This window comes from Paraburkholderia polaris (assembly GCF_012927345.1).
GTDB classification, from domain to species: domain Bacteria; phylum Pseudomonadota; class Gammaproteobacteria; order Burkholderiales; family Burkholderiaceae; genus Paraburkholderia; species Paraburkholderia polaris.
Map to the genome: position 1 here is coordinate 25,147 of NZ_JABBGJ010000038.1, position 24,700 is coordinate 49,846.

At 62.8% G+C, this 24,700-nt stretch carries 21 protein-coding genes; 5 read left to right on the top strand and 16 right to left on the bottom strand.

Annotated features, from left to right (window positions below; translation table 11 throughout):
- Positions 1 to 42 precede the first annotated feature (42 nt).
- Positions 43 to 1,461: an aminotransferase-like domain-containing protein gene (locus tag HHL24_RS30545; RefSeq protein WP_169489060.1), complete on the bottom strand. Its 1,419-nt coding sequence runs from the start codon at positions 1,459 to 1,461 to the stop codon at positions 43 to 45.
- A 216-nt stretch (positions 1,462 to 1,677) separates the two neighbouring features.
- Here HHL24_RS30545 and HHL24_RS30550 point away from each other — a divergent pair, with 216 nt between their 5' ends.
- The gene (locus HHL24_RS30550) at positions 1,678 to 1,983 is read left to right on the top strand and encodes a DUF2917 domain-containing protein (RefSeq protein WP_169489061.1); all 306 of its coding nucleotides are present in this window, start codon (positions 1,678 to 1,680) and stop codon (positions 1,981 to 1,983) included.
- Positions 1,984 to 2,111: 128 nt separating this feature from the next.
- On the opposite strand, the gene HHL24_RS30555 is transcribed toward HHL24_RS30550, so the two are convergent.
- Positions 2,112 to 3,347, bottom strand: coding sequence for a citrate/2-methylcitrate synthase (locus tag HHL24_RS30555; RefSeq protein ID WP_169489062.1), 1,236 nt, complete (start codon positions 3,345 to 3,347; stop codon positions 2,112 to 2,114).
- Between the two features lie 125 nt (positions 3,348 to 3,472).
- On the opposite strand from HHL24_RS30555, the gene HHL24_RS30560 reads away from it, so the two are divergent.
- Positions 3,473 to 4,864 (top strand): CoA transferase, encoded by a 1,392-nt coding sequence (locus tag HHL24_RS30560; RefSeq protein WP_169489125.1) that lies wholly within the window; start codon positions 3,473 to 3,475, stop codon positions 4,862 to 4,864.
- 151 nt (positions 4,865 to 5,015) lie between these two features.
- On the opposite strand, the gene HHL24_RS30565 is transcribed toward HHL24_RS30560, so the two are convergent.
- On the bottom strand, positions 5,016 to 5,762 hold the full coding sequence (locus HHL24_RS30565; protein ID WP_169489063.1) for a GntR family transcriptional regulator: 747 nt from the start codon (positions 5,760 to 5,762) through the stop codon (positions 5,016 to 5,018).
- Positions 5,763 to 5,979: 217 nt separating this feature from the next.
- Here HHL24_RS30565 and HHL24_RS30570 point away from each other — a divergent pair, with 217 nt between their 5' ends.
- Entirely contained in the window at positions 5,980 to 6,825 is an 846-nt protein-coding gene (locus HHL24_RS30570; protein WP_169489064.1) for an aldo/keto reductase, read from the top strand.
- Between the two features lie 82 nt (positions 6,826 to 6,907).
- Here HHL24_RS30570 and HHL24_RS30575 read toward each other — a convergent pair whose 3' ends face one another.
- The 12 genes from HHL24_RS30575 to HHL24_RS30630 form a co-directional block, all read right to left on the bottom strand.
- Entirely contained in the window at positions 6,908 to 7,402 is a 495-nt protein-coding gene (locus HHL24_RS30575; protein WP_169489065.1) for a hypothetical protein, read from the bottom strand.
- Positions 7,403 to 7,735: 333 nt separating this feature from the next.
- Positions 7,736 to 8,650: a hypothetical protein gene (locus tag HHL24_RS43665; protein ID WP_206003088.1), complete on the bottom strand. Its 915-nt coding sequence runs from the start codon at positions 8,648 to 8,650 to the stop codon at positions 7,736 to 7,738.
- Positions 8,651 to 9,089: 439 nt separating this feature from the next.
- On the bottom strand, positions 9,090 to 11,270 hold the full coding sequence (locus HHL24_RS30585; protein ID WP_169489066.1) for an ABC transporter ATP-binding protein: 2,181 nt from the start codon (positions 11,268 to 11,270) through the stop codon (positions 9,090 to 9,092).
- Positions 11,267 to 12,145, bottom strand: coding sequence for an ABC transporter permease (locus HHL24_RS30590; RefSeq protein ID WP_169489067.1), 879 nt, complete (start codon positions 12,143 to 12,145; stop codon positions 11,267 to 11,269). The genes HHL24_RS30585 and HHL24_RS30590 overlap by 4 nt, the downstream gene beginning before the upstream one ends.
- Complete coding sequence (locus HHL24_RS30595; protein ID WP_169489068.1) at positions 12,142 to 13,152, bottom strand: ABC transporter permease; 1,011 nt, start codon at positions 13,150 to 13,152, stop codon at positions 12,142 to 12,144. Before HHL24_RS30595 ends, HHL24_RS30590 begins: the two co-directional genes overlap by 4 nt.
- Before the next feature lie 120 nt (positions 13,153 to 13,272).
- Positions 13,273 to 14,937 carry an ABC transporter substrate-binding protein gene (locus HHL24_RS30600; RefSeq protein ID WP_169489069.1) on the bottom strand — a complete coding sequence of 555 codons (1,665 nt, stop codon included), beginning with the start codon at positions 14,935 to 14,937 and terminating at the stop codon, positions 13,273 to 13,275.
- Positions 14,938 to 15,271: 334 nt separating this feature from the next.
- Complete coding sequence (locus HHL24_RS30605; protein WP_169489126.1) at positions 15,272 to 16,291, bottom strand: HoxN/HupN/NixA family nickel/cobalt transporter; 1,020 nt, start codon at positions 16,289 to 16,291, stop codon at positions 15,272 to 15,274.
- Positions 16,292 to 16,309: 18 nt separating this feature from the next.
- Positions 16,310 to 16,825 (bottom strand): cupin domain-containing protein, encoded by a 516-nt coding sequence (locus tag HHL24_RS30610; protein ID WP_097390236.1) that lies wholly within the window; start codon positions 16,823 to 16,825, stop codon positions 16,310 to 16,312.
- Between the two features lie 214 nt (positions 16,826 to 17,039).
- Positions 17,040 to 19,145 (bottom strand): elongation factor G, encoded by a 2,106-nt coding sequence (fusA, locus tag HHL24_RS30615; protein ID WP_169489070.1) that lies wholly within the window; start codon positions 19,143 to 19,145, stop codon positions 17,040 to 17,042.
- Between the two features lie 313 nt (positions 19,146 to 19,458).
- A complete protein-coding gene (locus HHL24_RS30620; RefSeq protein ID WP_169489071.1) occupies positions 19,459 to 19,965 on the bottom strand; it encodes a DUF192 domain-containing protein in 507 nt (168 codons plus the stop codon).
- Between the two features lie 145 nt (positions 19,966 to 20,110).
- Positions 20,111 to 20,308 carry a hypothetical protein gene (locus HHL24_RS30625; RefSeq protein WP_074282411.1) on the bottom strand — a complete coding sequence of 66 codons (198 nt, stop codon included), beginning with the start codon at positions 20,306 to 20,308 and terminating at the stop codon, positions 20,111 to 20,113.
- A gap of 453 nt (positions 20,309 to 20,761) precedes the next feature.
- Positions 20,762 to 21,331, bottom strand: a complete 570-nt coding sequence (locus HHL24_RS30630; RefSeq protein ID WP_169489072.1) for a pseudouridine synthase — start codon at positions 21,329 to 21,331, stop codon at positions 20,762 to 20,764.
- A gap of 339 nt (positions 21,332 to 21,670) precedes the next feature.
- Between HHL24_RS30630 and icd the strand changes: the two genes are divergently transcribed.
- Positions 21,671 to 22,927, top strand: a complete 1,257-nt coding sequence (gene icd / locus HHL24_RS30635; RefSeq protein ID WP_169489073.1) for an NADP-dependent isocitrate dehydrogenase — start codon at positions 21,671 to 21,673, stop codon at positions 22,925 to 22,927.
- 302 nt (positions 22,928 to 23,229) lie between these two features.
- Positions 23,230 to 24,042: a hypothetical protein gene (locus tag HHL24_RS30640; RefSeq protein ID WP_169489074.1), complete on the top strand. Its 813-nt coding sequence runs from the start codon at positions 23,230 to 23,232 to the stop codon at positions 24,040 to 24,042.
- Positions 24,043 to 24,164: 122 nt separating this feature from the next.
- Here the strand turns inward: HHL24_RS30640 and HHL24_RS30645 are convergent, their stop codons facing one another.
- Complete coding sequence (locus tag HHL24_RS30645; RefSeq protein ID WP_007180614.1) at positions 24,165 to 24,371, bottom strand: cold-shock protein; 207 nt, start codon at positions 24,369 to 24,371, stop codon at positions 24,165 to 24,167.
- Between the last annotated feature and the right edge of the window lie 329 nt (positions 24,372 to 24,700).

Below are 24,700 nucleotides of genomic sequence, written 5' to 3' on the forward strand. Positions count from 1 at the left end.
GCGCAGCGGATAGGCCTTGAGCGCGAAGGCAGAGTGAGCCGCTCAGACCGAAGCAGGCAACGCCGCGGCAGCATGGAAAAATGCCTGCGCGCGCGGCTCGTTGCCGAACGCCGCGTGAATCCTGATCCACGGGCTGACTTCCATGTTCGGCCGGAAATAACTGCCGGGCACCACCGTTACGCCGAGCGGTGCGCCGCATGCCACCAGCCGTTCGGCGTTGTCGACATGGGGGACGCGCGCCCATACGAACTTGCCGCCGACGGGCTTTTCGAACAGCTCCCAGCCGGCGTCTTCGAGTATCTGGATGGTCGAGCCGAGCGCGTCGCGCATGCGGCGGCGCAGCCGCTCCAGATATTTGCGGTACGCGCCGCGCTCCAGCAGCGATACGGCGACCGCCTCGGCAAAGCGCGAACCGCCGATGCTCGTCAGCATCTTGATGTCGACCAGATCCTTGATGATCGCGTGGCTCGCCACCACGCAGCCGATCCGCAATGACGACGACAGCGTCTTCGACAAGCCGCCAACGTAGATCACGTGTTCGAGCTGATCGAGAGTCGCGAGACGGTCGGTGACGTCGGTCTGGAAGTCAGCGTAGATGTCGTCTTCGATGATCGTGAAGCCGTGTTCGCGCGCCAGTTGCAGCAGCCGGAACGCCACCGGCGGCGCGACCGTGGTGCCGGTCGGATTGTGGAACACCGTGTTGATGAACATCAGCTTCGGCCGATGCAGTTGCAACTGCGCCTGCAACACATCGAGATCGGGGCCGTTGCGGGTGCGGGGAATGCCGATCAGCTTCACGCCGTGCAGCTTCAGCAGACCGTACAGGTTGTAGTAGCCGGGGTCCTCGACGAACATCGTGTCGCCGGCTTTGAGCATGTAGCGCATCAGCAGATCGAGCGCCTGGCTCGCGCCGTTGGTGATCAGAATCTGTGAGGCGTCCGCTTGAATCCCCAACTGGCCGATGCGGCTTTGCAGATGTTCGCGCAAGGTCAGATTGCCGAGCGGGGTCGCGTAATCGACCATGCTCGCGGTGTCGGTGCGCGACACGTGGCGGATCGCCTGCGCGAGGCTATCCAGGTCGCGCCAACCATCGGGAATGAAGCCGCTGCCGAGCTTGAGAGTCTCGCCCGGGTGGTTGAACTGCTGGAGGATGTGCCCCGATTCGTCCTCGGCGCGGCGCGGGTCCGAAGTGCCCTGGCAATGCGTGCTTGCCGGCTGGCGGTCGGCGACGTAGAAGCCCGAACCGTGGCGCGAGTCGACATAGCCGAGCGACACCAGCCGGTCGTAAGCCTCGATTACCGGAAAACGGCTCACGCCGTAGTCGGCGGCGAACTGACGGATCGACGGCAGCTTCGAGCCGGGGTGAGCGGTGCGCGAACGAATCCAGGCGGTGACGCCCGTGACGATCTGCTCGGTGAGCGGTACGCCGTTATCCCGATCGAGTTGGATTTCGAGTTTCATGCGATTCATTTCCTTCGCCGGGCCGCCCGAACGCCGAACTGCCGAACCGTCGGCACGGCGCGCGCTGCAATCGCATTCATAAAGCGCGATTGCCGCCAACTGTCCGTTTTTTCGACTGAACAGTTCCGATGGAAGTGTTCGGAACTGTGCATGGGTATTCGATGATCGCACGTCAATAATCGCTACAACAGGAAAGTTCTTCGAAGGAGAAAAGCGATGCGTGAAGTCCGTATTTTCGAAATGGAACATGACGAGCCCGCGGCGGCCTGGCGTGTCGCGCGTCCGTCGATCTTCAAGGTGATCTCGGGCGAGATCTGGTTGACCGTCGAAGGCGACAACGTGGATCACTGGCTGGCAACGGGTCAATCTACCGAGTTGCCGCGCGGTGCGGTGGCGTGGGTCAGCGCAGGGCAGGCCGGTGCGCGTTTCGCGCTGGCTAGCGGGTCAGAACGCGCTGCAACGCGGCCACTGCGAGGTTTGCCGGTGTTGAACTGGCTGCCGCGCTGGTTCGGCGTGGCGTGACGGGCAGTTGTGATAACCGTGGCCGCTAAGATCGCTGTGGCCCGTATCGCTGGTGCGAGATTCATTTGCTTGCACCCGGCGCAGGCGGTACGTGCTGTATCTGCTTTGTTGTCGGCGTGCGCGGCGCCTCAACCGGCCGCCTCATACTCCCCGATATAGCGCGCGCGTGGCCGGATCAACCGGCCGTCGCGCGTCTGTTCCATTGCGTGGGCGATCCAGCCGACCACCCGGCCGATCGCGAATAGCGTGAATGCGGCGCCGGCCGGCAGGCCCAGCACCCGTTCGATGGCCACGAGCGCAAAGTCGACGTTTGGCTCCGCGCCGGTCGTGTCGCGCACCGTGCGCGCGAGCGCATGCACTTCGCCAAGCGGCGAGCGGGTCGGCGCGCAGTCGGCGAGCATCTCGAGCAGCAGGCGCGCGCGCGGGTCGCCTTCCGGATATAACGGATGGCCGAAGCCCGACAGCACCGGCCCATGCGTGCCGTGTTCGTGGCGCGCGAGCCGGTTCGCCAGATAGCGATCGAGATCGGGGGCACGCGCAGCTTCATCGAGGAGCGCGGCAATCCTCACTGTCTCGCCACCATGCCGCGGCCCGGCCAACGCGGCCAGACCGCCCGCCACTGCGCCGAACAGATGCGTCCCCGTTGACGTGATGCAGCGAACCGTGAAGGTCGACGCATTCAGCTCATGATCCGCGCATGCCACCAGCGCCGCGCGCAGCAGCCCTGCCTGCTGACGGTTGCGCACGTTCCACGCCGCAGCCAACTGCTTGTGCAGCGGTTCGTTCGACGGCGCCGCGGAGACCATCGCGGCGGCCAGCAACCGCATGACCGCGCAGGCGGTATCGAGTTGCGCATCGCGGCCGAGCGCCCATACCCGCGGCATTTGCGCCGCGGCGGCCGGTAGCAGGACGAGCGCGCGGTCGAGCGGCGTGCTGTCGCTCCAGAGCTTGAGCCACGCCGCCCACTGAGCGGCGGCGAACGGGACTGCCGGTGCGTCGGCGATACGCCTCGCACTGCACTCCCACAACAACGCCGCGACATCTTCCAGCGATGCCGTGCGCGCCAGTTCCATGGCGTCATGTCCGCGATATAGCAGGCGTCCGTCGGCCACCAGCGTGATCGACGATTCGAGCACCGGCACGCCCCAGTCCAGCACCTTTTGCGCAACTTTGCCGGCGCGCTTGCCGTCTTCCTTGCGCCGCGCGAGCCGCCGCACTTCGCCGGCGTCGTAGAGCCGGTGCTTGCCTTGCGCATCCGGCGACGAGCTCAGCATGCCGCGGCTGACATACGCGTACAGTGTAGGCAGGCTGATGCCGAGCGCAGCGGCGGCTTCGGCAGCGGTGAGGGAATGGGAGAGCGGCATGGAAACGTCTGGAAACCGAAGAAATCAATATATATTGATTATCATAATCAAGATTGATTGCGGCATGGCGGAATTCTAGACTCGGTTCACTTTCTTCCTGTTCCAACACGAACCACATGAGCACCATGACGCCTGAACTCGCTCTCAAACATATCTGGACGACAGCGGAATGCGACCCGACCGCGTTGAGGTCCGTTTCGCTTGCCGGCACCGATCCGGGCTTGCCGTCGGTCTACCGGGTCGGCACGTTGGCTTCGGCGACCATCGCCGCGACCGGCCTTGCGGCTGCCGAATACCACCGCTTGCGCACGGGGCACCGGCAACACGTCACGGTGGAGATGCGGCGCGCGCTGGCCTCGTTTCGCAGCGAGCGCTATCTGCGCATCGACGAGGGTCCGCCGCCCGCTTTGCGCGATCCGGTGATGGGTTTCTACGTGACGCGGGACGACCGCTGGATTCAACTGCACACAAACTTTCCGCATCATCTCGAAGGGGTGCTGAAGGTGCTCGGCTGCGCGAACGATCGCGCGGCGGTGGCCGAGGCGATTCGCGGCTGGGATGGCGGGACGCTTGACCAGACGCTCGCCGACGCCGGCTTGTGCGCCGCCCTGATTCGTACGCCCGACGAATGGGCCGCGCTCGATCAGGCAAAAGCGATTGCGGGGCTGCCGTTGTTCGAGATCGAGCGCATCGGCGACGCGCCGGTCGAGCCGCCGCGCCGGAACGGTGCGCAGCGTCCGCTGGCCGGCGTGCGGGTGCTGGATTTGTCGCGCATCATCGCCGGGCCGGTGGGTGGGCGCGCGCTAGCGCAACATGGCGCTGAGGTGTTGATGGTCAACGGTCCGCACTTGCCGAACATTGCGCCGCTGGTGATCGACAACGGGCGCGGCAAGCGCTCGGCTGTTGTCGATTTGCGCGACGCAGCCGGGCGGGAAACGTTAAGTGGTCTTGTCCGCGATGCCGATGTGTTTTTGCAGGCGTATCGGCCGGGGGCGCTGACGGCACGCGGGTTTGGTCCCGAGGAACTGGCGCGGGTGCGGCCGGGGATCGTCTATGTCTCGGTTTGCGCTTATGGGCACAAGGGACCTTGGGCTGAGCGGCGCGGCTTCGATAGCCTGGTGCAATCCGCGAGTGGGATTGCTTTTACTGAGCGCGAGGCAGCCGGATGGGTTGAGCCGAAGCATTTACCTTGTCAGGCGCTGGATCACGCTACGGGGTATCTGGCCGCATTCGGCGCGATGGCCGCATTGGCGCGGCGAGCCACCGAAGGTGGGAGCTGGCACGTGAGGGTGTCGCTTGCGCAGACCGGGCGGTGGTTGCAGTCGTTTGGATTGCTTCCCGACGGCTGGAAGGCGCCCGATGTTTCGATCGACGACGTGCAGGATTGCCTTGAGACGGTTCAGTCCGAGTTCGGACGTGTTCTCGGGGTTCTGCCGGCCGAGCGTCTGGATGAGACCCCTGCCTATTTTGAGTTGCCGCCGGCACGGATCGGGGCGCACGAGGCGAAATGGGCGTAAAGGTATTAATGGCCGAGGCGGTGGCGCCTGCAGTAGGCTCACCGCATGAACCATTGCCAGTCTTGTCTGCCGAGGCGGAGTGTTGTGTCAGTTCGACCAAGATTCGCCGCAGACACTCCCCCAGAAGCGCCGCGAAGGACAAAAACTGCGGCTACTTCCTCAACTCCGCCACGAAATCGTAGTAATCGTTCCGGCAATAGGTATCGGTCAGCTCGATCGCCCGCTGATCCGCCGTATACCCGACGCGGGTGATCAGCAACAGCGCTTCGTTGGGCGCAATGCTCATCTGCTGCGCGATCTCTTCATTCGCGTTCACTGCGCGAAAATGCTGCAGCGCGCGCACAATCGTCAGCCCGCGGTTTTCCAGGTACGTGTACAACGAATCGCCAATTGCCTGTGGATCGGGAATCACCGCAGCGGGGAAGGTGGAATTCTCCACGGCCATCACGATGCCGTCGGCGAGGCGCAAGCGGCGCAGGCGGGTTACGGCCGCCGCCGGCGACAAGCCCAGTTGAATCACCTCGTCGCGGTTAGCCGGCGAAATTTCCCGCGACAACCACTTCGAACTCGGCGTAAAACCGCGTCGACGCAACATTTCGCTGAAACTCGACAGACGCGACAGCGGATCTTCATAGCGCGGCGTGATGAAGCTGCCCGCGCCTTGGGTGCGGCGGATCAATCCCTGTTCGACCAGTAGGGCAATGGCCTTGCGCGAGGTGATCCGCGATACGCCAAGCGCTTCGGACAGTACGCGCTCGGAGGGCAGCGCCTCGCCCGCGTTCCAACGGTTTTCGTGAATCGCAGTGCCGAGCTTGCGAGCGAGTTGCAGGTACAACGGCGTGTCGTTTTCCGGGTCCGGGCGCAGGTCGCGCCAGCGGTCTTCCGAGGCAGAGGTCATGGGGCTCACGCAAGAAGGGCAAGCGGCAATTCTAAGACATCGGCGCGCTCCGTTATAGCGGGCTTTTGCGTGGGACCCGATCCGATGCCCGGGCAACCGCTAAACTCGCCCCTATGATTCCCGTTGCATTGCCGCGCATTCGCCTGCGCCGCCGCATCAACGTACACGCGCTGCCCCACGCGCGTGGCCATCCGTATAGCCACTTCGAGGAGAAAGCATGACGACCGATATCGCAAGCGTAAGCCTGCCCGACGGCGAGCGTATTCCGAAACTGGGGCAGGGCACCTGGGAGATGGGCGAGCAGCCGGCGCGCCGCGCCTCGGAAATCGCCGCGCTGCGCTGTGGCATCGAACTGGGCATGACGCTGATCGACACGGCGGAAATGTACGGCGACGGCGCCACCGAATCGCTCCTGGGTGAAGCGCTGGCGGGGCTGCGCGATCAGGTATTTCTTGTCAGCAAGGTGTATCCGCATAACGCCAGCCGGCGCGGCGTGATCGCGGCCTGCGAGCAGAGCCTCAAGCGCCTGAAGACGGATCGCCTCGATCTGTACCTGCTGCACTGGCGCGGCTCGGTGCCGCTCGCGGAAACCGTCGAGGCATTCGAGGCATTACGCAGCGCGGGCAAGATTCGCCACTGGGGCGTCAGCAACTTCGATACGGACGACATGGAAGAACTCGTGGCCGCACCCGGCGGCGACGCATGTGCAACGAATCAGATTCTCTACAATGTCGCGCGTCGTGGAGCGGAATTCGACCTGTTGCCGTGGCTCGCCGCGCGCAAGATGCCGGCGATGGCATATAGCCCGGTTGATCACGCGCGCTTGCCGAAGCGCTCGCCGCTCGATGACATCGCCGACGCACGCGGCGTTTCGGTGTTTCAGGTGGCGTTGGCGTGGGTGTTGCAAAAGCCCGGCGTGTTCGCGATTCCAAAAGCGGGCCGCGTCGAGCATGTGCGCGACAACCATCGGGCGTCGCAACTGCAACTCGGCGCTCATGAACTCGCTGCCATCGACACTTATTTCAAACCGCCGCGCAGCAAGCGGCCGCTCGAAATGCTGTAAGCCCAGTGGCGGCCGCTAGCGAATTGCAGCCGGGCGTGGAATCGGCGTGCTTACACTGCTGCGGCTTGCTGCGCCGGTGTCATTAATTGCAACCGTGGTGCATGTGCACGGAACCCAGAACGGCGACTTCAGCGGGCGTGTGCTTGAGCGAATCTTCGTTGACCTGGGCGGCGTCGGCGACGAATTCGTCGACGATCGACGACACCTGCGTATTGCGCAAGCACAGCGACACCCGCTGCGTTTCGTTGGGCGGGAGCGACGCGCGCTGACCGAGGAACAGCACACCGTACTGATAACCGTGGATGATGCCGCGGATTGCGCCAACGCATTGACCTTGCGCGACGTTGTCGTTTTTCTGTTTGCAGGTTTGCGCGAGTGAATAGGCGGAGAAGGTGGGATCGACCGGCGGGGCGGCTTGCGACAGGGTTTGTGGCTGCGGCTGGGCCGACGTAGCCGCGGATTGCGCCGGTGCTTGCGCCGCGGTTTGCGCATGAGCGAGCGATGCGAGGCCCAGAGCGGTGACCATCAGCAGGCCGGTGGCCGTGCGCGCCATGGAGTGGGGGACGTTTCGTTGCATGTTGTGATGCCCTCATATCGAACGTTGAATCTGATATGAGGCAATCGCTTTGGTTTGGTTCCGGTCACGCACGACGCGATCGATTGCATGTGATCTTGAGCGTGTGCAAGCGTCGCCTGTCAGCGATTCGCAGCAGTATGTGCCGTTTTGCCGGACCGCCCGCGAGTGCTGCCGACTCCGACCGGCTGCGGGCGACCGGCTGCGGGCGGTGACGCTCGACCGGGGGATCGAGGCATCACCGCCGTTGCCGGGGGACTGCGGACTGGATACGGAAGTTTGTCGTTAGCGACGGGTAGGGCGCGGGGGCCCCCCAACCCGAGAAGCAGGCGACTGCTAGTGCCCGTTTCCTCCGCCATTGCCACCACCGTTACCGCCGCTACCCTTGCCTCCGTGGCCGCCGCCGAAGCCTCCGCCAAAGCCGCCGCCGAACCCGCCACCGAAGCCTCCGCCAAAACCACCACCGGGGCCGCCGCCGCAACCGCAGCCGCCGCTCCCGCTGCTGCCGCCACCGCTGCTTCCACCGCCACTGCTTCCACCGCCGCTGCTGCCACCGCCGCTGCTGCCACCGCCGCTGCTGCCACCGCCGCTGCTGCCACCGCCGCTGCTGCCACCGCCGCTGCTGCCACCGCCGCTGCTGCCACCGCCGCTGCTGCCACCGCCGCTGCTGCCACCGCCGCTGCTGCCACCGCCGCTGCTGCCACCGCCGCTGCTGCCACCGCCACTGCTTCCACCGCCGCTGCTGCCGCCACCGCTGCTGCCACCGCCGCTGCCACCGCCGCTGCTTCCACCGCCATTACCCTTACCGCCGCCACCGCCCGAGCCTGCTGCCCCACCGGCGCCGCCGGCACCATTGCCGCTCGCACCGCCGCCACTGTTGCCCGCGCTCGCCGCGCCGTTGCCGTTGCCGCTGCCGCTGCTGCCGCGATGCGGCGCGCACCCCCCGACACTGGTGCTTGCGCAGTCGCGCGGACTAAACACCAAGGCCGCGTCGTCGGCAGCGGTCGGTTCGTCGGGCGCGCTGCCGGTCGCCGTTGCGCCTGCTGCCGCACCGTCGTCCTGCGCGAGTTGCGTCGTGCTGTGCACGTCGTTGTTTGCAGGCAATGGTGCATCGGCATGAAAGACCCATTTGGGGATCACATCGGTTGACGCTGAATACGCGACCTGGGTCACCAGCGCAACCACGCCAGCCGCGATCGCCGCACCTCGTATAACCCCAAAGTAGTACTGATTGAATTTTCTGGTTTTCATCACGTCTCTCCCGAGGGAACGCCGACACCTCGCTGCCGCCATTTCCCACGCTGATTCACCGACGGCGTGCCTGTCTGAACGCGGGCTTCGTCGCCCCCCGAGTCTGATTTGCGGATGCAAGTCAAACACCATCGCCGTCTTCCCGGCTCCGTAGCCGGTGCGCTGACAAGCGCTTGCATGCGCTTCAGCCGATACCGTTCGGGCGCGCTTCGTCACGGATCGCTTCTTGCCACAACGATTCGCTCAAGCGGCGCTTCCGACTCTCTCCCGATCTCTTTAGCTTCGAATGGTTGGACACTACTTAGCGATATCCATGCCATTGCCCGCAAAGCCTTGCGGCAATGGGCGTCGAATAGGGCTGTGTGATGCCCGCGAGGAAAAAAAGCACGAAAACGTTTCGGCGATGAAACGCAGGGCCGGAAAGCCGCGCTATTGCGCGTTATTCGTTACGCGCGGCGTTTTCCGATGCGTTTTCAGAGCCGTTGCCGGAGGCGTTGTCGGCGTTGTCGGCGTTGTCGGGCGAGACCGCTTGCAGCGCGCGCAGTTCGTCGACGGGGATATGGCAGCGGATGCGATGCGCGGACGGCTGGGCAGCCTCGCCGCTGCTGGCTTCGAGGAAGGGCGGGTCTTGCTGCTCGCAGATCGCGCCGAGCTTGCGCGGGCAGCGCGTATGGAACACGCAGCCGGACGGCGGCGATGCGGCGCTCGGCAGATCGCCGGATAGGCGTATGCGGGCTTTGCTGTCGTGGGTGTCGAGTGTCGGCACCGAAGACAGAAGCGCTTCGGTGTAGGGATGATGCGGTCCGCTGAAGACTGCGGCTGCCGGTCCGATCTCCAGCAGCCGCCCGAGATACAGCACTGCGATGCGATCCGACAGATAGCGGACCACGTGCAGATCGTGCGAGATGAATACGTAGCTCACGCCGCGCTCGCGTTGCAGATCGGCGAGCAGGTTGAGAATCGCGGCCTGCACGGAGACGTCGAGCGCGGAAGTGGGTTCGTCACAGACCACCACGCGCGGCTCACCGGCAAACGCGCGCGCAATCGCCACGCGCTGCTTGAGTCCACCGGACAAATGACGCGTGCGCGAGCCGAGATAGCGCTCGGGCAAACGCACGGCGGCCGTCAGCGTGGCGAGCCGTTCATCGATCGCGGCGCCACGCAACGCGGTGAGGCGCGACAACGCACGGCCGATCAGCCGCTTCACCGAATGCGCGCGATTGAGCGCCGAGTCCGGATTCTGGAACACGATCTGCAGCGACTTGACCTGCTCGTCGTTGCGTCGCGTGACGCGCGCGGCGAGCGGCGTGCCGTCGAGTTCGAGCACGCTGCCCGCGTCCGGCGTGAGCAGGCCGAGCATCAGTTTCGCGAGCGTCGTCTTGCCGCTGCCGGATTCGCCGACAAGGCCGAGCGTTTCGCCACTGGCGAGATCGATCGAAACGTCGTCGACTGCGCGCAGCGGGGCGCCGGATACATGGAATGTCTTCGAGAGTTTTACCGCGCGCAGCACGAGAGCAGGGCGCTCGCCGTCACGCAACACATCGTCATACTGAGGCAACGCTTCCGCGGACGCACGCGGCAGTTCGACGGCGCGTTCGTGATAATGGCAGCGTGACATCTGATCGCCATGCGCGGCGCTCACGCGATACGGCGGCGGCGCTTCACGGCGGCAGCGGTCGTCGGCGAGGCGGCAACGGTCCGCGTAAATGCAGCCTTGCGTGACCGAGCCTGGCAAGGGCAGATTGCCCGCAATCGTATCGAGCCGCTCGGTGTCCTTGCTGCGCCCCACGCTCGGCAAACAGCGCAGCAGTCCAACCGTATAGGGATGACGTGGCCGCGCGAACACGTCCTGGGTTGCGCCTTCCTCGACCAGCTTGCCGGCATACAGCACGCCGACGCGCTCGCACATCCGCCCGATCACCGCGAGGTTGTGGCTGATGAACAGCACGGCCGTGCCGAGTTCTTCGCGCAGTTGCGCCACGAGGTCGAGCACTTCGGCTTCGACGGTGGCGTCGAGCCCGGTGGTCGGTTCGTCGAGAATCAGCAGGGCCGGGTTCGAGGCGAGCGCCATCGCGATCACCACACGCTGCTGCATACCACCCGACAACTGATGCGGATAGCTGTCCATCACGCGCTCGGGTGACGCGATGCGCACACGCTGCAGTATCTCGACCGTGCGCTGCACTGCTTCGTCACGTGAGACACCGGCTGCTTCGAATGCTTCCGTGACTTGCCGCGCGATCGTCAGCGACGGATTCAACGCGCGTCCGGGATCCTGATAGACCATCGAAATCGCGTTCGCACGCATCGAGCGCAATGCGTCAGCGTCAAGCTTCTGCACGTCCTGGCCGGCGATGATGATCTTGCCCGCCTTTACCTTGCCGTTACGCGGCAGATAGCGCAGCGCCGCCATCGCGACCGTCGATTTACCGCAGCCCGATTCGCCGACGAGGCCATACGCTTCGCCACGCCGCACGCGAAACGATACGTCTTGCAGCACTTCACGATCGCGGCCGCGCATCCGGTACGTGACCGTCAGGCCCACGACAGTCAGCGCATCCGTGCGATCGCTCTTCGATACGTCGAAGGCAGGGAACGAGGCGGGCGGCGGGCCGTTCATCGGTCGAGCACTCCTTGCACGCTATCGGCGATCAGATTCACGCCGACCACGAGCGAGGCAATGGCGCCGGCCGCGAACACGACAGTCCACCACGCACCGCCCGCCATCAGCGTGTACGACTCGGACAGCGCGAGCCCCCAGTCGGCGGAAGGCGGTTGAATGCCGAAGCCGAGAAACGACAGCGTGGCGACCGCGAAAATGGCATACCCGAGTCGCACGGTCGCTTCGACGATGATCGGCGGCAGGACGTTCGGCAGAATCTCCGCGAACATGATGTACGGCGCGCGTTCGCCGCGCAGCTGCGCAGCGGCGACGTAGTCCAGATGCCGTTCGGCGAACACGGCGGCGCGTACCGTACGCGCGGTGATCGGCGTGAAGGTGATACCGATCACGAGGATCACGGTGAGGTTCGATGCGCCGACCGCCGCCAGCGCGAGCAACGCGACGATCACGAGCGGCAGCGCGAGCACGGCGTCGATCGCGCGGCCCACTACGTTGTCGACCCAGCCCTCGAAGTAGCCGACGATCAATCCAAGCGCCGTGCCTGCCACCGTACCCAGCAGGGTCGCCAAAGGCGCGATGGTCAGGATGTCGCGTGCGCCGATGATTACTCGCGAGAACACGTCGCGCCCGAGCTGATCGGTGCCGAACCAATGCGTGCTGTCGGGCGGCGTGAGTGAGTTGAGCGGATCGGATGCATACGGGTCGATCCGCACGATCCATTGTCCGGCGATCGCGCAGACGATCCACCATCCAACGATCAACACGCCGACCACAAATGTGGGCGAGCGCAGCAGCACGCGCAACTGGTCGAAGCGCGGTTCGGTAGCCGGACGTGGCGTAGGCGGCGCGGCGGGCGGAACGAGGGTGCTCATTCGGCGCTCCTCACTCGCAGTCGCGGATTGAGCAGGACATGCAGCGCATCGGCGACGAGATTGGCGACGGTGTAGACCACACCGATCGTCAGCACGCCCGCTTCGAGCATCGGAAAATCCTTCGCCTTGGCGGCGTTGTAGATCAGCGAGCCGATGCCCTGATAGTGGAACAGTGTCTCGACCACCACGAGACCGCCGATCATATAGCCGAGCTGCGTCGCGGCGACGGTGATGGTCGGCAGCAGCGCATTGCGCAATACGTGCCGCCAGATCACGGTACGGCGCGGCAAGCCTTTGAGGATCGCGGTGCGGGTGTAGTCCGCATCGAGCGCTTCGACGGTGCCCGCGCGCGCCATCCGCGCGATGTAGCCGAAGAACACCAGCACCAGCGGCAGCACCGGCAGAATCAGATACCGCAATTGTTCGAGCGCGCTCGCTTCCGGCGGATACGACGCTTCGATCGGCAGCCAGCGAAGCCACACGCCGAACACCAGAATCAGCACGATCGACGAGACGAACTCCGGCACCACGGTCGCCGACAAACCGGCGATGCTGATGGTGCGGTCGAGCCAGCGCCCCGCGTGCATGGCCGACCACACACCGCCCGCTATGCCGAGCGGCACCACGACGATAAACGCGAACAGGCCGAGCTTGGCCGAATGTGCCAAAGCGTCGGCGATAAACGGCCCGACCGGTTCGCGGTACGCATAGGAGAGCCCCATATCGCCGCGCGCAAAATGCGAGATCCATTCGGCGTATTGCGTCATGAGCGGCCGGTCCGCGCCGAGCTGATGATTGAGCGCGGCGACCGCGCGCGCATCGGCGAGCGGCCCGAGCACCGCGCGGCCGATATCGCCTGGCAGCAACTGGCCGCCAGCGAACACGATCACTGACAGGAGCCACAGCGTAATCAACGACAAACCGACCCGCGTCGCCAGAAACCGCATGACGCGGCCCGCGTTGCCGCTCGGGACCGGGGAGGCGGAAGGGGTCACCGTAGTCGACATCGTGATCTCCTGCCAAAGAAGCGCCGTGTGCTGATGCGTTCAACGGCTTTTGCGTTCACGGCGTTTGTGTTCACCGTTTTTGCGTCCACCGCTGTTGCGTTCAACGCTTTTGCGTTCACATTACGCGCTCAACACCGCGCGGTCGAAATAGAGTTGCGCGAGCGCGGTGAAACGCACGCCGTTCACGCCCTTGCGCATGGCGATCAGTTGATCGTAGAAGAACGGAATGATCACGGGCGTTTCGTCGAGCAGCAGCGTCTGGATCTGTCCGGAGATTTTCTTCTGCGTGCTCAGGTCGATCGCCGCGACGAACTGCGCCACCAGTTGATCGTATTGCGGATTCTTGAAGTGCGCGGCGTTCCACGTGCCGGTGCTGGTGAGCGGCGCGTTCAGGAACACGTTCGGCACGCCGCGATGACCGTAATCGGTGATGCCGAGCGGCGAGTCGAGCCAATCCGATTTGCCCGGCGTGCCCGCGCCGTAGTACAGCGACTGGCTTTCCACTTTCAGATTGATACGCACACCGATAGCCTTCGCCGCGTTCTGCACGACCACCGCGAGATCGGGAATCTCCATGTACTTTTCGGTGGTCAGCGTGACGTCGAAACCGTTCGGCACACCCGCTTGCGCAAGCAGTTGCTTCGCTTTCGCGATATCGATCCTGCGTTGCGCGACACCTGCATCGGAAGACGGAAACACCGGCGCGAACGGGCTGTCGTTGCCGAGTTGCGCGCGGCCCTTGAACAACCCACGTACCAGCACGTCGCGATCGAGCGACAACGCCAGCGCCTGACGCACGCGCTTGTCCTTGAACAACGGATTGTCGTTGCGCATATGAATCTGGCGATGCGCGCTCGACTTTACGCCGACCGCCTTGAAATCCGGATTGTTCAGAATGCCGGCGCCACCCTGCACGGTGAATGTGCCCATCACGTCGGCCTGATGGCCTTGCAGCGCGAGCAATTGCGCCTGTTCGTCGGCATAGAACGAGAACTGTACGCGTTGCGGTAACGCTTTGTCGCCCCAGTAATCGGGATTACGCACGAACGATGCGCCGACCTTCGCCTGATACTTTTCGAGCTTGAACGGACCGGTGCCGATGAAGCTCTTTTCATAACCACCCGCATAGTTTGCGGGCAGGATCACGGCGTTGTAATTGTCCGAAGAAACGTAGTAGGGGAAGTTGCCGTTCGGTGCATCCAGATGGAAGGCGACCGTGTGTTCGTCGACCACCTTCGCACCGCCTTTCGACAGTACGCCCTTGAGCACCGAGAGCGCCGCCGAACCACTTGCCGGATCGGCGAGGCGATCGAAGGTGGCAACGACGTCTTTGGCGGTGAATGCCTGGCCGTCGTGGAATTTGACGTTCGGGCGCAGCGTGAAGGTCCACACGTCGCCCTTGTCGTTCGGCTTCCACGACAAGGCAAGCGCCGGCTTCAGCACGAGCTTTTCGCCGTCGTCGTCGATCAGGAATTCGCCGGTCTGGTTCAGCAGCGCGAGACTCGCGGCATCGGTCACGGTGAGCGGATCGACCGCGCCGGCCGGCGTCAGATGGGCCACGCGGATGGTCTGGTTAGACGGGCTCGGCGCGCCTTGCGCCCGGGCTCGCGGCGCATTCAGAACGCCGCCGCCAATCAGCGACAAACCGATCACGCTCGCATAGCGCAACAAATCGCGGCGTGTGATGCGGCCTGCGATGAATTCGTCGATGGCGTGGTTGCCGTAGCCGTCGGCGGTGTGGCGGGCTAGGTCGAGCTCGGGAAATCGGTCCGCGGGAGTCTTCATCGATGGGGTGTCCAGTCCGTTCTGCTGTCGGTTCTAAAGGGCCGCGCTGGATGCACGCGACAGGGCGACTTTTTGCAATGACGAAAAGCTGCAGCGGGCTGCAGTGGCGAAAAGCGGTTTCAGTGTAAGCGATTGCCCACCGGTTCGGCGCACCCGCTGCGCGGACCGGTTCCCGTTTGGCGGATAAAAGGGGCGGCGTGTGTCGTCATCACAACGCTCGCGGGCTACCTCGCATGACCCGTGCGAAAGCGCAGGATGCCGCAGCGCGGAAACCGCCGTTGCGCCGCTGCCGTCGTGGAAACCTTACCGATCTCGCGCGCGAGGCGAGTTGGATTTACCGCGCAACCGCGCCTGGGCGGCGCCAGCGGTGGAACAGCACCGAGCCGATCCAGCACGCCATGAACGTCGCGACGATGCTGTAACCCAGCACGCCGAAGTGCTCGTTGATGCTCGCCACCGCGTCCCATACGCCGCCGTTCAGACCGAGTTTGTCCGATAGCAGTCCCAACGCTTCGACGCCGCCAATGACGATCGCCACCACCGCCGAGACGAACGTGATGCTCGCGTTGTAGTAGAGCTTGCGCTTCGGATCGTCCATGGCCCAGCCGTAAGCGTGGACCATCAGCACGTTGTCGGTCGAATCGACCAGCGTCATGCCGGCGGTGAAGAGTGCCGGGAACACGAGGATCGAATACAGCGGCAGACCTTTGCCGGCTTCGGACGCGGCAATCGCCAGCAGGCCGATCTCGGTCGCCGTGTCGAAGCCGAGGCCGAACAGCACGCCGACCGGGTACATGTGCCAGCTTTTCGTCACGAGCCGGAACATCGGCCGCAGTGCGCGCGACAGCAGACCGGCGGGCGCGATGCTGGCCGTCGCTTCAGCAGCGAGTTCGCCGCCGCGTTGGACGTGGCGATAGCGGCGCCACACGTCGCGCAGAATCACGAGGTTCACGCCCGCCAGCACAAGCAGAAACAGCGCCGACACGACGGTGCCGATCGGGCCGCCTACCGCCTTGAAGGTTTCGAAGCGGCCGTGCAGCGAATGCGCGGTCCACGCGATGCCGATCGTCGCCACGATCACGATCGTCGAATGGCCCAGCGAAAACGACAGGCCCACGCCGAGCGGCCGCTTGCCCGCCTGCATCAGCTTGCGCGTGACGGCGTCGATCGCGGCGATGTGATCTGCATCCACCGCGTGGCGCAGACCGAAGCCATAGGCGAGCAGCGCGGTGCCTAGCAGCAGCGGATAGTGGCGAAACGCGATCAGCGCCCACGCCCATGCGCCGAGATTGGCGGCGATCAGGACGGCATACAGCGTGATGAGGCGAGGGCGCAGCGAAGCGGTCGGCGTCATGAGTTGCATGAAAGAGGTTTAGTGATCGTGCGGATGTTTGTGAATCGGATCGACCCAGAAAACTGTTTCCGGTGCTTCTACCGCGTCGATATTCAGATTCACCACCACCGCTTCATTGTCGCTGCGCACCAGCACGCATTCGAGCGGATCGTCGGTGCTCGCGTTGATTTCCTGATGCGGCACGTAGGGCGGCACGAAAATGAAGTCGCCCGGGCCGGCCTCGGCGGTGAACTCGAGATGCTCGCCCCAGCGCATGCGGGCCTGGCCACGCACCACGTAGATCACGCTTTCGAGCGCGCCGTGATGATGCGCGCCGGTCTTCGCATTCGGATGGATCGTCACGGTGCCGGCCCAGATTTTCTGCGCGCCGACGCGCGCCGCGTTGATCGCCGCCGCGCGATTCATGCCCGGCGTTTGTGCGGTATTGCTGTCGAGCTGGTCGCCCTTGATCACCTTGACGCCGTGCTCGCGCCAGTCGATCGGCGCCGACGGTTGCTCATCCTTGTAATGCGGGTGTTCGTGATCCTGGCTCATGATGTGTCTCCTCGTGGGCGTTAGTCCGGGCGATCGGCACGGCGCCGTTTGGCATTTTTGCACGTTCAAAAAACGTGCGTGTTGCCTGCAACTGTAGGCGGCGTTGCTGACGAAAAAAAGCCCATCCACAGGGGACGGGCTCTTTGCTGTTTGCGTTCATTGCCTTTTGTTGCACAGAGGGTCGCAGCACATGGCGTGTTGCAACCCTCGGCGCTTACTTCTGCTTCGCGTTGATCACGGCTTCCGCGACGTTGTTCGGCGTTTCAGCGTAGTGCTTGAACTCCATCGTGTAGGTCGCGCGGCCTTGCGTGGCTGAACGCAGTGACGTCGAATAGCCGAACATCTCCGCGAGCGGCACCTCGGCGCGCACCAGTTTGCCACCGCCGCCGGCGATGTCTTCCATGCCTTGCACCATGCCGCGACGGCTCGACAGATCGCCCATCACGTTGCCCATGAAGTCTTCAGGCGTTTCCACTTCGACCGCCATCATCGGTTCGAGCAGCACCGGCTTGGCTTTGCGCATCGCGTCCTTGAACGCCATCGAACCAGCCATGCGGAACGCGTTTTCGTTCGAGTCGACGTCGTGGTACGAACCGAAGGTCAGCGTCACTTTCACGTCGACCACCGGATAGCCCGCGAGCACGCCGGCCTTCAGCGTTTCCTGAATGCCCTTGTCGACCGCCGGAATGTATTCACGCGGAATCACGCCGCCCTTGATCGCGTCGACGAACTCGTAGCCCTTGCCTTGCGGCGCCGGTTCGAGCGTGATCACCGCGTGGCCGTACTGGCCGCGGCCGCCCGACTGCTTGACGAACTTGCCTTCGACATCTTCGATCTTGTTGCGCACCGTTTCCCGGTAAGCCACCTGCGGCTTGCCGACGGTCGCCTCGACGCCGAACTCGCGCTTCATCCGGTCGACCAGAATTTCCAGGTGCAACTCGCCCATTCCGGAGATGATCGTCTGGCCGGATTCTTCATCCGTTTGCACGCGGAACGACGGGTCTTCCTGCGCCAGACGATTGAGCGCAATGCCCATCTTTTCCTGGTCGACCTTGGTCTTCGGCTCGACGGCCTGCGAAATCACCGGCTCCGGGAAGATCATCTTTTCAAGAATGATCACGTGCTGCGGATCGCACAGCGTGTCGCCCGTGGTCGCTTCCTTCAGGCCGACTGCCGCGGCGATGTCGCCCGCGTAGACTTCCTTGATTTCCTTGCGCTCGTTCGCATGCATCTGCAGGATCCGGCCAAGGCGTTCCTTCTTTTCCTTGATCGCGTTGTAGACCGTGTCGCCCGAATTCACCACGCCCGAATACACGCGGAAGAAAATCAGCTGCCCGACGAACGGGTCGGTCATGATCTTGAAGGCGAGGGCGGAGAACGGATCGTCGTCTCTCGGATGACGCTCGATTTCCCTGTCGTGTTCGTCGTGACCGGTAATCGCGGGGATGTCGAGCGGCGACGGCAGATAGTCGATCACCGCGTCGAGCATGGCCTGCACGCCCTTGTTCTTGAACGCGCTGCCGCACAGCATCGGCACGATCTCGTTGGCGATGGTACGCACACGAATGCCGTGCTTGATTTCCTCTTCGGTCAGCGTCTCGCCGCCCAGGTATTTATCGAGCAGTTCCTCGCTCGCTTCGGCGGCGGCTTCGACCATCTTGTCGTGCCATTCCTTCGCGGTGTCAGCGAGTTCAGCCGGGATGTCCCGGTACTCGAACTTGATCCCCTGGTTCTCTTCGTCCCAGTAGATCGCCTTCATCTTGACGAGGTCGACCACGCCCTGGAAATGATCTTCCGCACCGACCGGAATCTGGATCGGTACCGCGACGCCCTTCAGACGATCGCCGATCTGCCGCTGCACGCGGAAGAAGTCCGCGCCGACGCGGTCCATCTTGTTGACGAACGCGATGCGCGGCACCTTGTACTTGTTCGCCTGGCGCCACACCGTTTCGGACTGCGGCTGCACGCCGCCGACCGAGTCGTACACCATGCACGCGCCGTCGAGCACGCGCATCGAGCGTTCAACTTCAATCGTGAAGTCAACGTGGCCCGGGGTGTCGATGATGTTGATCCGGTGTTCGGGATAGTTGCCGGCCATGCCCTTCCAGAAGGCGGTGGTAGCCGCCGACGTGATGGTGATGCCGCGCTCCTGCTCCTGTTCCATCCAGTCCATCGTCGCAGCACCGTCGTGAACCTCGCCGATCTTGTGGGTCACGCCTGTGTAGAACAGGATGCGCTCGGTGGTGGTGGTTTTGCCGGCGTCGATGTGAGCGCTAATGCCGATATTCCGGTAGCGCTCGATGGGAGTCTTGCGGGGCACGTGAACCTCCTTGGAATGGCGCGCCTGAAACGCTTGCCGGGCGGCAGTCTGTGCTGCCCGGGGAGCCTGGGTGCTGCTTTACTAAGATTACTAGGATAGCGCGTCGGCCTGTCTTTTGCAGGAATCTTGCCAGCCGCGCGTGAAGGCCTGCTGGTATGGGCTCACGGCGCGGCGCGGGCTTCTGCCGCCACGGTGCCGCATGGGTCTGCCCCGCACAGAACGCAAAAAAGCCGGCGCCCCGTGAAAGGCACCGGCTTTTTTTCGAAAAGCGGCCGCTGAAGAAGCGGCGGGATATCGCCGTGACGGCGCGCTTTTATTGCGCGGCCGGCAACCCCTGGATTTTCATCCCAGGTTTGATGCCTTTCGACGAGAACCAGCCCTTGCTCATTTCCAACGCATATACGCCGTTGTTCTTCGGGCAGTGATTGTTGGTGGTCTCGGCCTGCATTTCGTCGATGTCGGTGACCGTGCCGTCGGCGCGCATGAATGCGATCGACAGCGGGATCAAGGTGTTCTTCATCCAGAAGCAATGTACGGCGGTTTCATTGAAGACGAACAACATGCCTTCATTCGGCGCGAGGGTCGTGCGATACATCAGGCCTTGTTCGCGGTCCGCATCATTAGCGGCGACGGCTGCGTCGATCACGAACATGCCCGCGGTCAGCTTCGCGCGCGGAAAGTCGCCGGGCTGCTTCGCGCCGGCCGGCATGTCTTGCGCATGAGCGGGGGCAGCGTTAGTCGCGACGAACGACATCGCGGCGAGCGGCAGTGCAACGGCAACAGCGAAACGCGCAATCAACGAGCGCATGGGAAATCGCACGGCATGACTCCTTGCTGGAAATTAACCCGCGAATGTTACGCGAGCGCGTCAAAAACAAAAAGGCAGATCGCCTTTCGGTGACCTGCCTTTCAACGCCGTAAGAACGGCAATGAAGCTAGTTCTTGACTGCGTTTTTACAACAAACTTACTCCGAAGCGCCCGAAGCTGCAGCAGCTGCTGCTGCCTTCTTGTGCGACTTCTTGTGTGCTGCCTTCTTCGTGGTCTTCTTTGCCGACGAAGCTGCTGCAGCCGGAGCTGCCGATGCTGCCACCGGTGCCGAAGCTTGTGCGAATGCTGCCGTTGCGAAGAGGCCAGCGACCAGAGCGGCGATCAGTTTGTTCATTTTGTAAATCCTCAGCTTGAGTTAATTAACCAAATGACCCGGTTATATGTAGAGTCATGTCGGTAAACGTGCCATCCACCTTTCGGTTGACAGCCGCATCGACATTTTTTCGACGCGTCTGCTTAGCGCTCAGACTCCCCGTACTCACCGCGAGAGCGGCTTGTGCAAAGGCCCTTAAGGCTGAATGCCGGATAGCTTTGGTCGGCATCTGCGTCGAATAACGCGTGAGCTCGCGCACCGGTTGACGTGTTTTTTGTGGAAAATTTATATGCCGATCTGCTGACGCAAATGAATGGCTGCGCAGTGATCGTGAACGCAATTGTTTCACGGGTTTTTCATGTTGGTTTCACGCGCTAATTTGTTTGCGGATACAACGAGTTAGCTTTTTCGCTACGGGTCAAAATGCAGGGTTGATGTTGGTTCGATGCAGACATGGCGCGCAGGCAAACGCGTTCAGACGATGCCTTCCCATGGCGCCTTCAGCGGCAATTCAACACACTCTCCCGGCTGTAGTCCGAGCGAAAAAATATCGAGTGCGCCGATACCGGCGCGCACGAGCCGCAACGTCGGAAAACCTACCGCAGCGGTCATGCGGCGCACCTGACGGTTCTTGCCTTCGGTGATGGACAATTCGATCCACGTGGTCGGAATCGCGGCGCGATAGCGGATCGGTGGCGTGCGGGCCCATAGCGAGTCGGTCGGCTCCACGTATTCGGCGCGGCACGGCCGCGTCACGTAATCGCCGAGATCGACGCCGCGCGCGAGCTTCTTCAACGCGGCATCGTCGACCGCGCCTTCCACTTGCGCCCAATAACGCTTGACGAGTTTGTGGCGTGGCTCGGCGATGCGCGCTTGCAGCGCGCCGTCGTCAGTGAGGAGTAGCAGCCCTTCGCTATCGGAGTCGAGCCGGCCCGCCGGATAGACGCCGGGCACTTTCACCCAGTCGGCCAGCGACGCCCGCGTTTCGTGCGGCGAAAACTGACAGATGGTGCCGAACGGTTTGTTCAGGGCGAGAAGTCGCATATGGGAATCGATGAAGGCCGAGCGGCGCCGGCTGCGGCGGGGACGTGCCACGCAGGCCGGCAGAGGCGCTGGGCCGGTAGTAAATGGCGGAATAATAATGCATAATGAGCTGCTGCAAGTCTTATGTCTTATATAAGACATAAGAATAATCGGCTTTCTGATTTTGATTTCCGACAATGTTGGAAAACCCCAAGCCGCTACGGGCTCGGGACTGCGTCGGCGTGGGCTAGAATAGACGACCAGGCCGCTTGCGGGCGTCCGGCATTGCGCGCAGCGAGGAGCACCCAGTTTCCGCAGTCTCCCATCAGCTTTCAGCACAGCATTCACTGGAGTCCGATCATGCCGTATCAGCACATCAAGGTTCCGACCGGCGGTGACAAGATCACTGTCAACGCAGATTTCTCGCTCAACGTTTCCGACCAGCCGATCATTCCGTATATCGAAGGCGACGGAACGGGCCTTGACATCACGCCGGTGATGTTGAAAGTGGTGGATGCCGCAGTGGAAAAAGCCTACGCCGGCAAAAGGAAAATCCACTGGATGGAAATCTACGCCGGTGAGAAGTCGACCAAGGTGTATGGCCCGGACGTGTGGCTGCCGGAAGAAACGCTGCAGGTGCTGAAGGAATACGTCGTCTCGATCAAGGGTCCGCTTACCACGCCGGTCGGCGGTGGTATCCGGTCGCTCAACGTCGCGCTGCGTCAGGAACTCGATCTGTATGTTTGCCTGCGTCCTGTGCAGTATTTCAAGGGTGTGCCTTCGCCGGTGCGCGAGCCGCAAAAGATCGACATGGTGATCTTCCGTGAGAACTCGGAAGACATTTACGCCGGCATCGAATGGCCTGCTGAATCGGAACAGGCCAAAAAGGTCATCAAGTTCCTGCGCGAAGAAATGGGCGTGAAGAAGATCCGCTTCCCGGAAACTTCGGGGATCGGTATCAAGCCGGTGTCGCGCGAAGGCACGGAGCGCCTGGTGCGCAAGGCGATCCAGTATGCGATCGACAACGATCGCCGCTCGGTCACGCTCGTGCACAAGGGCAACATCATGAAATTCACGGAAGGCGCATTCCGCGACTACGGTTATGCGCTGGCGCAGAAGGAATTCGCCGCGGAGTTGATCGACGGCGGTCCGTGGATGAAGATCAAGAACCCGAAAACGGGTGGTGACATTGTGCTGAAAGACGTGATCGCGGATGCGTTCCTTCAGCAGATCCTGCTGCGTCCGGCCGAATATGACGTGATCGCTACGCTGAATCTGAACGGCGACTATATTTCGGACGCGCTGGCCGCGCAAGTCGGCGGTATCGGGATTGCGCCGGGCGCGAACATGTCGGATTCGGTCGCCATGTTCGAAGCTACGCACGGCACTGCGCCGAAGTACGCTGGCAAAGACTACGTGAACCCGGGTTCGGAAATTCTCTCGGCTGAGATGATGCTGCGTCACATGGGCTGGACTGAAGCGGCCGACCTGATCATCAAGTCGATGGAAAAGTCGATTCTGCAAAAGCGGGTCACGTATGACTTCGCGCGCTTGATGGAAGGCGCCACGCAAGTGTCCTGTTCGGGCTTTGGTCAGGTGTTGATCGAAAACCTGTAAGCGATTCGCGCTGGCTTCTCCAGCTCGAATTTAAAACCCCGGCACCGTGAGGTGGCCGGGGTTTTTCGTTTGGTGTGTCCAAACCGCATGCATGCCAACTGCAAATTCCCGACGTCCTCGGTCAAATATCTGACCTTTGTTGGAGAAATTTCGCGTCCTCGCTTCGGACCGATATTGAGGCGTTCGCCGCGCAGTGTCAGGTACGTTACGCCCGTCGAAAAATCGCGTCCTGCCGGACGACGAGGCGCGGCATCCCGCCTGACTACTCAAATCCAAGTTCCCTGCCTGCGAGTGACCAAACGATGACTCATAAAGATACCGTTGCCAATGTGTATGTCGCCACCCCCAGCTATGGCGCCGTCGTGACGACGGACTACACGCTCGGACTTCTCGATCTCTACGACGAGGCGGCTCAACGTGGCTTCGGCATGCAGGTCAGCTTCAACAGCTTCGACAGTCTGATCACTCGCGCGCGCAACACCATGGTGGCGGAATTTCTCGCCGACGCCCGTTTCACGCATCTGATGTGGATCGACGGCGATATCGGCTTCAAAGGCGCGGATGTGGTTCGCCTGTTGCAGGCGGACCGTCCTGTGGTGGCCGGTGTCTACCCGCTGAAAATTGACGGCTGGCCCGCGGCGGGTCTCGAGCAGGGGTTGCCTGCCGGTTCGACCAAAGCCGATTTCCGTGCGCGCTATGCAATGTATCCCGCCGTGGCGCGCAGCGATGACGCACTGGAGCCGGACGCCGATGGCTTTCTCGACGTGCTCTATGCGCCGACCGGATTCATGCTGATCAAGCGAGAGGTCTTTCTTGCGCTGATGGAGCGCTTCCCTGAGCTCCACTGCCGGTCGAAACTTGCGGGCCGTCCGGAGCTCGACGAAGGTACGCCGGCGGCATTCCTGTATGCGTTCTTCGACACCATGATCGATCCTGACACGCGGATGTACCTTTCGGAAGACTATGCGTTCTGTCGTCTCATCGAGCGCATCGGCATTACCCCCGCCGTGGACGTACGGTCGAATTTCCGCCACCAGGGCGTCGCCGTGTTCGAGGGCGATTTGGGGCGCAGTCTCGCTATGCAGCGCGGCAGGCTGGAGCGTGGCGCCGGCTAGTCGACGGCAACGCGAAAGCGCGTCGAAAGGTTGTCGGGCGACCGTTATTTGGGATTTGCCCTATCGGCCAAAAAAGAAACCCGGCACGAAGCCGGGTTTCAAAGGACGGGTAACGAACCGTTTCAGGCAGGTGCCTGGATGTTCGATGCCTGTTTGCCTTTCGGGCCTTGCACGACCTCGAAGGTTACTTTTTGACCTTCCTTGAGGGTCTTGAACCCATTCATCTGGATGGCCGAGAAGTGTGCAAACAGATCCTCACCACCTTCGTCAGGCGTGATGAATCCGAAACCTTTTGCGTCATTGAACCATTTGACCGTACCAGTTGCCATTCCAACTTCCCCTGTAACTCATGTCACTACCACGAGCCCTCGAAAAGCTCGACGACCGCGCGATGCAGCCGCTCCCTCCTCACAAGCTCACCATCGGCATTTTTTCGAATTATGGCTCAGTGAAAAAAGTGCCAGCTTGATTGTTGAGGCTCTTTATTCGAGTGTCAAGAAAATTTTGAGATGCCGTTGTCGCGTTGCAAACAGGCGTTTTCCAGGGTTTTTCCCGCTTTTATTTCGTTATGTGCGGTTGCCCAAGCGGGCTGTCTTGAAAAGTCGCATAATCGACTCACATGCTGTTCTGCGGGTCGCGCACTGCCCGCTGGCCGGGC

Excerpts from the sequence above, each read along its gene's own strand:
- HHL24_RS30645 (WP_007180614.1), bottom strand. The coding sequence starts at position 24,371 with ATGGCAACTGGTACGGTCAAATGGTTCAATGACGCAAAAGGTTTCGGA.
- HHL24_RS30630 (WP_169489072.1), bottom strand. The coding sequence starts at position 21,331 with ATGCGACTTCTCGCCCTGAACAAACCGTTCGGCACCATCTGTCAGTTT.
- HHL24_RS30575 (WP_169489065.1), bottom strand. The coding sequence starts at position 7,402 with ATGCAACGAAACGTCCCCCACTCCATGGCGCGCACGGCCACCGGCCTG.
- HHL24_RS30590 (WP_169489067.1), bottom strand. The coding sequence starts at position 12,145 with ATGAGCACCCTCGTTCCGCCCGCCGCGCCGCCTACGCCACGTCCGGCT.
- HHL24_RS30595 (WP_169489068.1), bottom strand. The coding sequence starts at position 13,152 with ATGTCGACTACGGTGACCCCTTCCGCCTCCCCGGTCCCGAGCGGCAAC.
- HHL24_RS30565 (WP_169489063.1), bottom strand. The coding sequence starts at position 5,762 with ATGACCTCTGCCTCGGAAGACCGCTGGCGCGACCTGCGCCCGGACCCG.
- HHL24_RS30610 (WP_097390236.1), bottom strand. The coding sequence starts at position 16,825 with ATGAGCCAGGATCACGAACACCCGCATTACAAGGATGAGCAACCGTCG.
- icd (WP_169489073.1), top strand. The coding sequence starts at position 21,671 with ATGCCGTATCAGCACATCAAGGTTCCGACCGGCGGTGACAAGATCACT.
- HHL24_RS30600 (WP_169489069.1), bottom strand. The coding sequence starts at position 14,937 with ATGAAGACTCCCGCGGACCGATTTCCCGAGCTCGACCTAGCCCGCCAC.
- HHL24_RS30605 (WP_169489126.1), bottom strand. The coding sequence starts at position 16,291 with ATGACGCCGACCGCTTCGCTGCGCCCTCGCCTCATCACGCTGTATGCC.
- HHL24_RS30545 (WP_169489060.1), bottom strand. The coding sequence starts at position 1,461 with ATGAAACTCGAAATCCAACTCGATCGGGATAACGGCGTACCGCTCACC.
- HHL24_RS30570 (WP_169489064.1), top strand. The coding sequence starts at position 5,980 with ATGACGACCGATATCGCAAGCGTAAGCCTGCCCGACGGCGAGCGTATT.
- HHL24_RS43665 (WP_206003088.1), bottom strand. The coding sequence starts at position 8,650 with ATGAAAACCAGAAAATTCAATCAGTACTACTTTGGGGTTATACGAGGT.
- HHL24_RS30625 (WP_074282411.1), bottom strand. The coding sequence starts at position 20,308 with ATGAACAAACTGATCGCCGCTCTGGTCGCTGGCCTCTTCGCAACGGCA.
- HHL24_RS30560 (WP_169489125.1), top strand. The coding sequence starts at position 3,473 with ATGACGCCTGAACTCGCTCTCAAACATATCTGGACGACAGCGGAATGC.
- HHL24_RS30640 (WP_169489074.1), top strand. The coding sequence starts at position 23,230 with ATGACTCATAAAGATACCGTTGCCAATGTGTATGTCGCCACCCCCAGC.
- HHL24_RS30555 (WP_169489062.1), bottom strand. The coding sequence starts at position 3,347 with ATGCCGCTCTCCCATTCCCTCACCGCTGCCGAAGCCGCCGCTGCGCTC.
- HHL24_RS30550 (WP_169489061.1), top strand. The coding sequence starts at position 1,678 with ATGCGTGAAGTCCGTATTTTCGAAATGGAACATGACGAGCCCGCGGCG.
- HHL24_RS30585 (WP_169489066.1), bottom strand. The coding sequence starts at position 11,270 with ATGAACGGCCCGCCGCCCGCCTCGTTCCCTGCCTTCGACGTATCGAAG.